We start from the raw sequence: 6,424 nt of genomic DNA, 5'->3' as shown, positions 1-6,424 counted from the left end.
CGTTGAGCTAACCAATACTAATTGCCCGTGAGGCTTGACCATATAACACCCAAGCAATTTGCTAGCGCAGATTGCGGTGGTGAAGACGAAAGAACCGAAAGTTCGCAACATCACAAATATCGCATATCCGAATTCGCTGGGCTGTCCATCTGGACATTCTGGCAACAGAATTTCTTGACGACCATAGAGCATTGGAACCACCTGATCCCATCCCGAACTCAGCAGTGAAACGATGCATCGCCGATGGTAGTGTGGGGTTTCCCCATGTGAGAGTAGGTCATCGTCAAGATTCATTTCGCAAAACCCCTATCTGCGCATGCAGGTAGGGGTTTTGTCTTTCTGGCCTACCAATCCCAGGCCTGCACACGCCCCTCTGTGGGAGCGGGTTCACCCGCGGACACCGGCAAAGCCGGTGCCATTCACCGCGTTGCCGGTTTCGCGGCGGTTCGATGCCTCGACTTGCCCGCTCCCATAACTCCCACAATTCGAGCCAGAACACTAGAATAGGCCCACGCACCTATTCAGAAGCGCTATATGCCCAATCCTGTCGAACCTGAAACCTTGGCCCAGTTGCCGCTGGACCAGCTTGTCGCCTGCCATGAATGCGACTTGCTGCTGCGCAAGCCTGTGCTCCAGCATGATGAGAAGGCCCAATGCCCGCGCTGCGGCTACGAGCTCTACGCCCATCGGCACAATGTGGTCAACCGCAGCCTGGCCCTGGTACTCACCGCCTTGCTGCTGTTTGTGCCTGCCAATTTCCTGCCGATCATGCAGCTGCACCTGCTTGGCCAGACATCGGACGATACCGTCTGGAGCGGCGTGCTGGGCCTGTACAACTCGGAAATGCGCGGCGTAGCTGTGGTGGTGTTCCTGTGCAGCATGGCCATCCCTCTGGCAAAACTGCTTTGTCAGCTGCTCGTGCTCCTGAGCATCCGCCTGAACGTGGGGCGTAGTTTCGGCCTGCTGTTCTACCGCATCTATCACCACTTGCGTGACTGGGGCATGCTCGAGGTCTATTTCATGGGCGTGCTGGTGGCCATCGTCAAGCTGGTGGACCTGGCCGAGCTGACTGTGGGCCTGGGGCTGTTCTGCTTCATCAGCCTGTTATTGATCCAGGTGTGGCTCGAGGTGGTGATGTCACCGCACCAGATCTGGAGTGCGCTATCGGGGGAGGACCTGCATGCGGGCGATTGATGCAGGCATTCTTGTCTGCAATGAGTGTCACGAGCTGAACAGGCAACAGCCAGACAGCACTTCACAAACCTGTACACGCTGCGGTGCCATCGTGCATGCCCGTCGGCCGAACAGCATCGCGCGTACTTGGGCGCTGCTGATTGCCGCGTCGATCCTGTATATCCCGGCCAACATGCTGCCGATCATGACTGTGAGCACCCTGGGCCAAGGCAGCCCCGACACGATCATGTCCGGCGTCATCACCTTGCTCAAGCATGGCATGGTGCCCATTGCTGCGGTGGTGTTCATTGCCAGTATCCTGGTGCCTACGTTCAAGCTGGTGGGCATCGGCTTGCTGTTGTACTCAGTTCAGCGCCGGCAGCCGCTTTCGGCGCGGCAACGGATATTGATGTACCGCTTCATCGAATTCATTGGGCGCTGGTCCATGCTCGATATCTTTGTCATCGCCATCCTGGTGGCGGTGGTGAATTTCGGCCGAATAGCCAGTGTCGAAGCCAACCTGGGCGCTGTCGCCTTTGCAACTGTGGTGATCCTGACAATGCTTGCCGCTTTAACTTTCGATCCCCGACTGATTTGGGATAACACGGAGTCGGATGACGACCATGAGTGACCTGCCAACGGCTAAAACCCGCCCAGCCTCGAACTGGTCGGCCATATGGATCCTGCCTTTGATCGCCTTGATGATCGGTGGCTGGCTTGCATGGCAGGCTTATCGTGATGCCGGTGTGGAAATTGAAGTCCGCTTCGAGTCAGGCGAGGGTATCGTCGCCAACAAGACCGAGGTGATCTACAAGGGCATGCCTGTTGGCAAGGTCAAAAGCCTGGTGCTCGACGCCAAGGGTGATAACCAGGGGGTGATCGCCACCATCGAGATGAACAAGGCTGCCGAGCCTCACCTGACCAAAGGTACGCGTTTCTGGCTGGTAAAGCCGAGCGTCAGCCTGGCCGGTATTTCCGGCCTTGAAACACTGGTGTCAGGCAACTACATCGCCGTCAGCCCGGGCGAGGGGGAGCGTACCAAGCGTTTTACCGCGTTGAAGGTGGCGCCGCCGCTGTCGGATACCGAGCCGGGCCTGCACCTTACCCTCAAGGCCGAGCGGCTGGGGTCGCTCAACCGTGACAGCCCGGTGTTCTACAAGCAGATCCAGGTTGGCCGGGTGAAAAGCTACCGCCTGTCCGAGGACCAGAGCACTGTCGAAATCAAAGTCTTCATCGAGCCGGCCTATGCCAGCCTGGTGCGCAAGCACACGCGTTTCTGGAATGCCAGCGGCGTCAGCATCGATGCCTCGCTCTCGGGCGTGAAAGTGCGTAGCGAATCGCTGTCGAGCATTGTTGCCGGTGGTATCGCCTTTGCCACGCCGGAACACCGCAAGGACAGCCCACCTACCGACTCGAACCTGCCGTTCCGTCTGTATGAGGACTTTGATGCGGCCCAGGCCGGTATCCGGGTAAAGGTGAAATTGAGCGATTACGAGGGCCTGCAGGCGGGCCGTACACCGGTCATGTACAAGGGCATCCAGGTGGGCTCGCTCAAAGCCCTGACAATGGCAGACAACCTGGCCAGCGCATCGGCCGAGCTTACGCTGGACCCGTTGGCCGAGGATTATCTGGTCGAGGGCACGCAGTTCTGGGTGGTCAAACCGTCGATTTCCCTGGCGGGTATCACCGGCCTGGAGGCGCTGGTCAAGGGTAACTACATCGCCATTCGCCCAGGTGACAAGGGGGCGCGGCCAGAGCGTGAGTTCGAAGCCCGCGCCAAGGCGCCGCCGCTCGACCTCAAGGCGCCAGGCCTGCACATGGTGCTGTTCGCCGACACCCTGGGTTCGCTGGAAGTCGGTAGCCCGGTGATGTACCGCCAGGTGAAGGTGGGTAGCGTGCAAAGCTACCAGTTTGCCCGCAACAGCAATCGCATCCTGATCGGTGTGCATATCGAGAAGGAATACGAAAAGCTGGTCAACGGTTCGTCGCGCTTCTGGAACGTCAGTGGTATCACCCTTACGGGCGGTCTGTCGGGTATCAAGATCAAGAGTGAATCACTGCAGACCCTGATGGCTGGTGGTATCGCGTTCGACACGCCACGGCCCGATGTTCCGCTCAAGCGCCACATCCCACGCTTCCGCCTGCATGACAGCCAGGACGCGGTCAACCGCGCAGGTACGTTGATCACCATTCGTGTGGACCGTGCCGACGGCCTCAAGCCAGGTACGGCAATTCGCTTCCGCGGCCTGGATGTGGGCAGCATCGAGAGCGTCGACCTGACCGATGACTTGCAGGCGGTGCTGCTGCGGGCGCGCATTACCGAAGCGGCGGATCGAATCGCCCGCGTCGGTACGCAGTTCTGGGTAGTCAAGCCCGCCTTTGGCCTGGTGCGCACGCAGAACCTCGACACCTTGGTGGGCGGGCAGTATCTGGAGGTGCAGCCGGCTGCCAAGGACCGTGGCCCGCAGCGCGATTTCATCGCCTTGGCCGACGCCCCGCAGGTGGCAGGGCCTGAAGTCGGCCTGCCGTTGACGCTGAGCGCCCCGCGCCGTGGCTCGATCAAGCCGGGCGTGCCGGTGACCTACCGTGAGGTTGCGGTGGGCAAGGTTACGGGCTTCGAGTTGGGCCAGAGCGCTGACCGCGTGTTGATCCATATCCTGATCGAACCGCGCTATGCGGCCCTGGTGCGCAGCGGTAGCCGCTTCTGGAACAGCAGCGGCTTCGGTTTCGACTGGGGGCTGTTCAAGGGGGCTACGGTGCGTACCGAGTCGGTGGAGACCATGATCGACGGCGGTATCGCCTTTGCCACGCCGGATGGTGAGCAGATGGGCAACCCGGCACGGCCGCAGCAGACGTTCGCCTTGTTCGACAAGGCCGAGGATGAATGGCTGCAGTGGGCGCCGAAGATTCAGATAGCCAAGTGATGTGGAGGCAGGGCTGCCAAGTGCAGCCTTGCGCTTTTCCGTAGGAGCAGCCTTGTGCTGCGAATGGGCTGCGTAGCAGCCCCAGGCTTCAGCTGGCAGCGGACATTGTCGGGGCTGCTATGCAGCCCATTCGCAGCACAAGGCTGCTCCTACAAAAAGCCGATCGTAATCAACTGGGCGGGATGCTTGCACAAATCGCAGGCAACAAAAAGCCGACCCTGGGGTCGGCTTTTCGACTAGCGCGTCGCTTAGGCAGCTGCAGCTTCTTTCAGCGCCTTGATGTGGCCATTCAGACGGCCTTTGTGACGAGCAGCCTTGTTCTTGTGGATGATGCCCTTGTCGGCCATACGGTCGATTACAGGCACAGCCAGAACGTAAGCGGCTTGCGCTTTTTCGGCGTCTTTTGCGTCGATGGCTTTAACTACATTCTTGATGTAGGTGCGGACCATGGAACGCAGGCTGGCGTTGTGGCTGCGACGCTTCTCAGCCTGTTTTGCACGTTTCTTGGCGGAAGGTGTGTTGGCCACCGTCGAGCTCCTCGAAAGACTTTAGGTAAATAGCAAACAAAATAGGCCGCGAATCATGCCGATCAGTCGAACGGATGTCAAGGCCACCTGCAAGGTTCCGCCGAGCGGTGCGCCAACAAGAGGGAAATATTCCTTTCTGCTGCGCGACCTGTAAACTCGGGAATTTTTGGCTCCCCTGCGAAGGCGCGGGAGTATCGCACATTCGGACGCTGTCTGGCAGCGTCCTCTGCCCTTGGCGTGAATCTTTTCGATGAACCTGCTCAAATCCCTGGCTGCGGTAAGCTCGATCACCATGATTTCGCGGGTGCTGGGCTTTGTCCGCGACACCATTCTGGCGCGTGTTTTCGGTGCCGGCATCGCCACCGATGCCTTCTTCATCGCCTTCAAGCTGCCCAACCTGCTGCGGCGCATCTTCGCCGAGGGCGCGTTTTCCCAGGCCTTCGTGCCAATCCTGGCCGAATACAAGACCCAGCAAGGCGAGGAGGCGACCCGCACCTTCGTCGCCTATGTCAGCGGCCTGCTGACCCTGGTTCTGGCGCTGGTGACCGCCATCGGCATCCTGGCGGCGCCGTGGGTGGTGTGGGCGACCGCACCAGGTTTTGTCGACAGCGCCGAGAAATACGAGCTGACCACCGCCCTGTTGCGCGTGACTTTTCCTTATATATTGCTGATCTCGCTGTCGTCCCTGGCCGGAGCGATCCTCAATACCTGGAACCGTTTCTCGGTGCCGGCCTTTACCCCGACCCTGCTGAACGTGGCGATGATCGCTTTCGCCGTGCTGCTCACGCCGTATTTCGACCCGCCGATCATGGCCTTGGCGTGGGGCGTGCTGGCGGGCGGCCTTGCGCAGTTGCTGTACCAGCTGCCAGCGCTGAAGAAGATCGGCATGCTCGTGCTGCCACGCCTGAACTTGCGTGATGCCGGTGTGTGGCGGGTGCTCAAGCAGATGCTGCCGGCGATCCTCGGGGTGTCGGTGAGCCAGATCTCGCTGATCATCAACACCATCTTCGCCTCCTTCCTGGTGGCCGGTTCGGTGTCGTGGATGTACTACGCCGACCGCCTCATGGAGCTGCCTTCCGGCGTGCTGGGCGTGGCCCTGGGCACCATTCTGCTGCCTACCCTGGCCAAGACCTACGCCAACAAGGACCGCGAGGAGTACTCGCGTATCCTCGACTGGGGCCTGCGCCTGTGCTTCCTGCTGGTGCTGCCCTGCACCCTGGCCCTGGCCATCCTCGCCGAGCCACTGACCGTGGCGCTGTTCCAGTACGGCAAGTTCACTGCCGTCGACGCAGCCATGACCCAGAAAGCGCTGATTGCCTACTCCGTGGGCTTGCTGGCGATCATTCTGGTCAAGGTACTGGCACCCGGCTTCTATGCGCAGCAGAATATCCGTACACCAGTGAAGATCGCGGTATTCACCCTGGTCTGCACCCAACTGTTCAACCTGGCCCTGATCGGCCCGCTTGCGCATGCCGGCCTGGCCTTGGCGATCAGCCTGGGGGCCTGCCTGAACGCCGGCCTGCTGTTCTGGAAGCTGCGCAGCCAGCAGCTGTTCCAGCCGCAGCCAGGCTGGGCGATGTTCCTGCTCAAGCTTGTGCTGGCGGTGGGGCTGATGTCGGCGGTGTTGCTGGCCGGCATGCATTACCTGCCGGCCTGGGAACAGGGCAACATGCTCGAGCGCCTGTTGCGCCTTGGGGTTCTGGTACTTGCGGGCGTCGTGACCTATTTCGGCTGCCTGTACCTGTGCGGCTTCCGGCCTCGGCATTTCGCCCGCAAGGCTTTGCACTAAGGCATCGGGCG

Annotated in this window: 5 protein-coding genes and 1 rRNA gene; 5 read left to right on the top strand and 1 reads right to left on the bottom strand. The window is 60.5% G+C overall.

Translation table 11 applies throughout. The features are described 5' to 3' along the window. Window positions 1–173 precede the first annotated feature (173 nt). The 4 genes from rrf (at window position 174) to IRZ77_RS09185 (ending at window position 4,097) form a co-directional block, all read left to right on the top strand. A 5S ribosomal RNA gene (gene rrf, locus IRZ77_RS09200) occupies window positions 174–289 on the top strand. Window positions 290–534: 245 nt separating this feature from the next. Continuing rightward, the gene (locus IRZ77_RS09195; RefSeq protein ID WP_085601765.1) at window positions 535–1,194 is read left to right on the top strand and encodes a paraquat-inducible protein A; all 660 of its coding nucleotides are present in this window, start codon (window positions 535–537) and stop codon (window positions 1,192–1,194) included. Next, complete coding sequence (locus tag IRZ77_RS09190) at window positions 1,181–1,804, top strand: paraquat-inducible protein A (protein ID WP_015268842.1); 624 nt, start codon at window positions 1,181–1,183, stop codon at window positions 1,802–1,804. Before IRZ77_RS09195 ends, IRZ77_RS09190 begins: the two co-directional genes overlap by 14 nt. Continuing rightward, on the top strand, window positions 1,797–4,097 hold the full coding sequence (locus tag IRZ77_RS09185) for a PqiB family protein (protein WP_046617006.1): 2,301 nt from the start codon (window positions 1,797–1,799) through the stop codon (window positions 4,095–4,097). The genes IRZ77_RS09190 and IRZ77_RS09185 overlap by 8 nt, the downstream gene beginning before the upstream one ends. 248 nt (window positions 4,098–4,345) lie before the next feature. On the opposite strand, the gene rpsT is transcribed toward IRZ77_RS09185, so the two are convergent. Beyond that, window positions 4,346–4,624, bottom strand: coding sequence for a 30S ribosomal protein S20 (gene rpsT, locus IRZ77_RS09180; RefSeq protein ID WP_003247625.1), 279 nt, complete (start codon window positions 4,622–4,624; stop codon window positions 4,346–4,348). A 250-nt stretch (window positions 4,625–4,874) separates the two neighbouring features. On the opposite strand from rpsT, the gene murJ reads away from it, so the two are divergent. Continuing rightward, a complete protein-coding gene (gene murJ / locus IRZ77_RS09175; protein ID WP_046617007.1) occupies window positions 4,875–6,413 on the top strand; it encodes a murein biosynthesis integral membrane protein MurJ in 1,539 nt (512 codons plus the stop codon). The last annotated feature ends 11 nt before the right edge of the window (window positions 6,414–6,424 follow it).

The sequence above is a fragment of the Pseudomonas pudica genome (genome assembly GCF_015680405.1).
GTDB lineage: Bacteria > Pseudomonadota > Gammaproteobacteria > Pseudomonadales > Pseudomonadaceae > Aquipseudomonas > Aquipseudomonas pudica.
The sequence above is the reverse complement of the archived record's forward strand: the minus strand, read 5'-3'. Positions and strand labels throughout refer to the sequence as shown.

Excerpts from the sequence above, each read along its gene's own strand:
- IRZ77_RS09195 (WP_085601765.1), top strand. The coding sequence starts at position 535 with ATGCCCAATCCTGTCGAACCTGAAACCTTGGCCCAGTTGCCGCTGGAC.
- IRZ77_RS09190 (WP_015268842.1), top strand. The coding sequence starts at position 1,181 with ATGCGGGCGATTGATGCAGGCATTCTTGTCTGCAATGAGTGTCACGAG.
- IRZ77_RS09185 (WP_046617006.1), top strand. The coding sequence starts at position 1,797 with ATGAGTGACCTGCCAACGGCTAAAACCCGCCCAGCCTCGAACTGGTCG.
- murJ (WP_046617007.1), top strand. The coding sequence starts at position 4,875 with ATGAACCTGCTCAAATCCCTGGCTGCGGTAAGCTCGATCACCATGATT.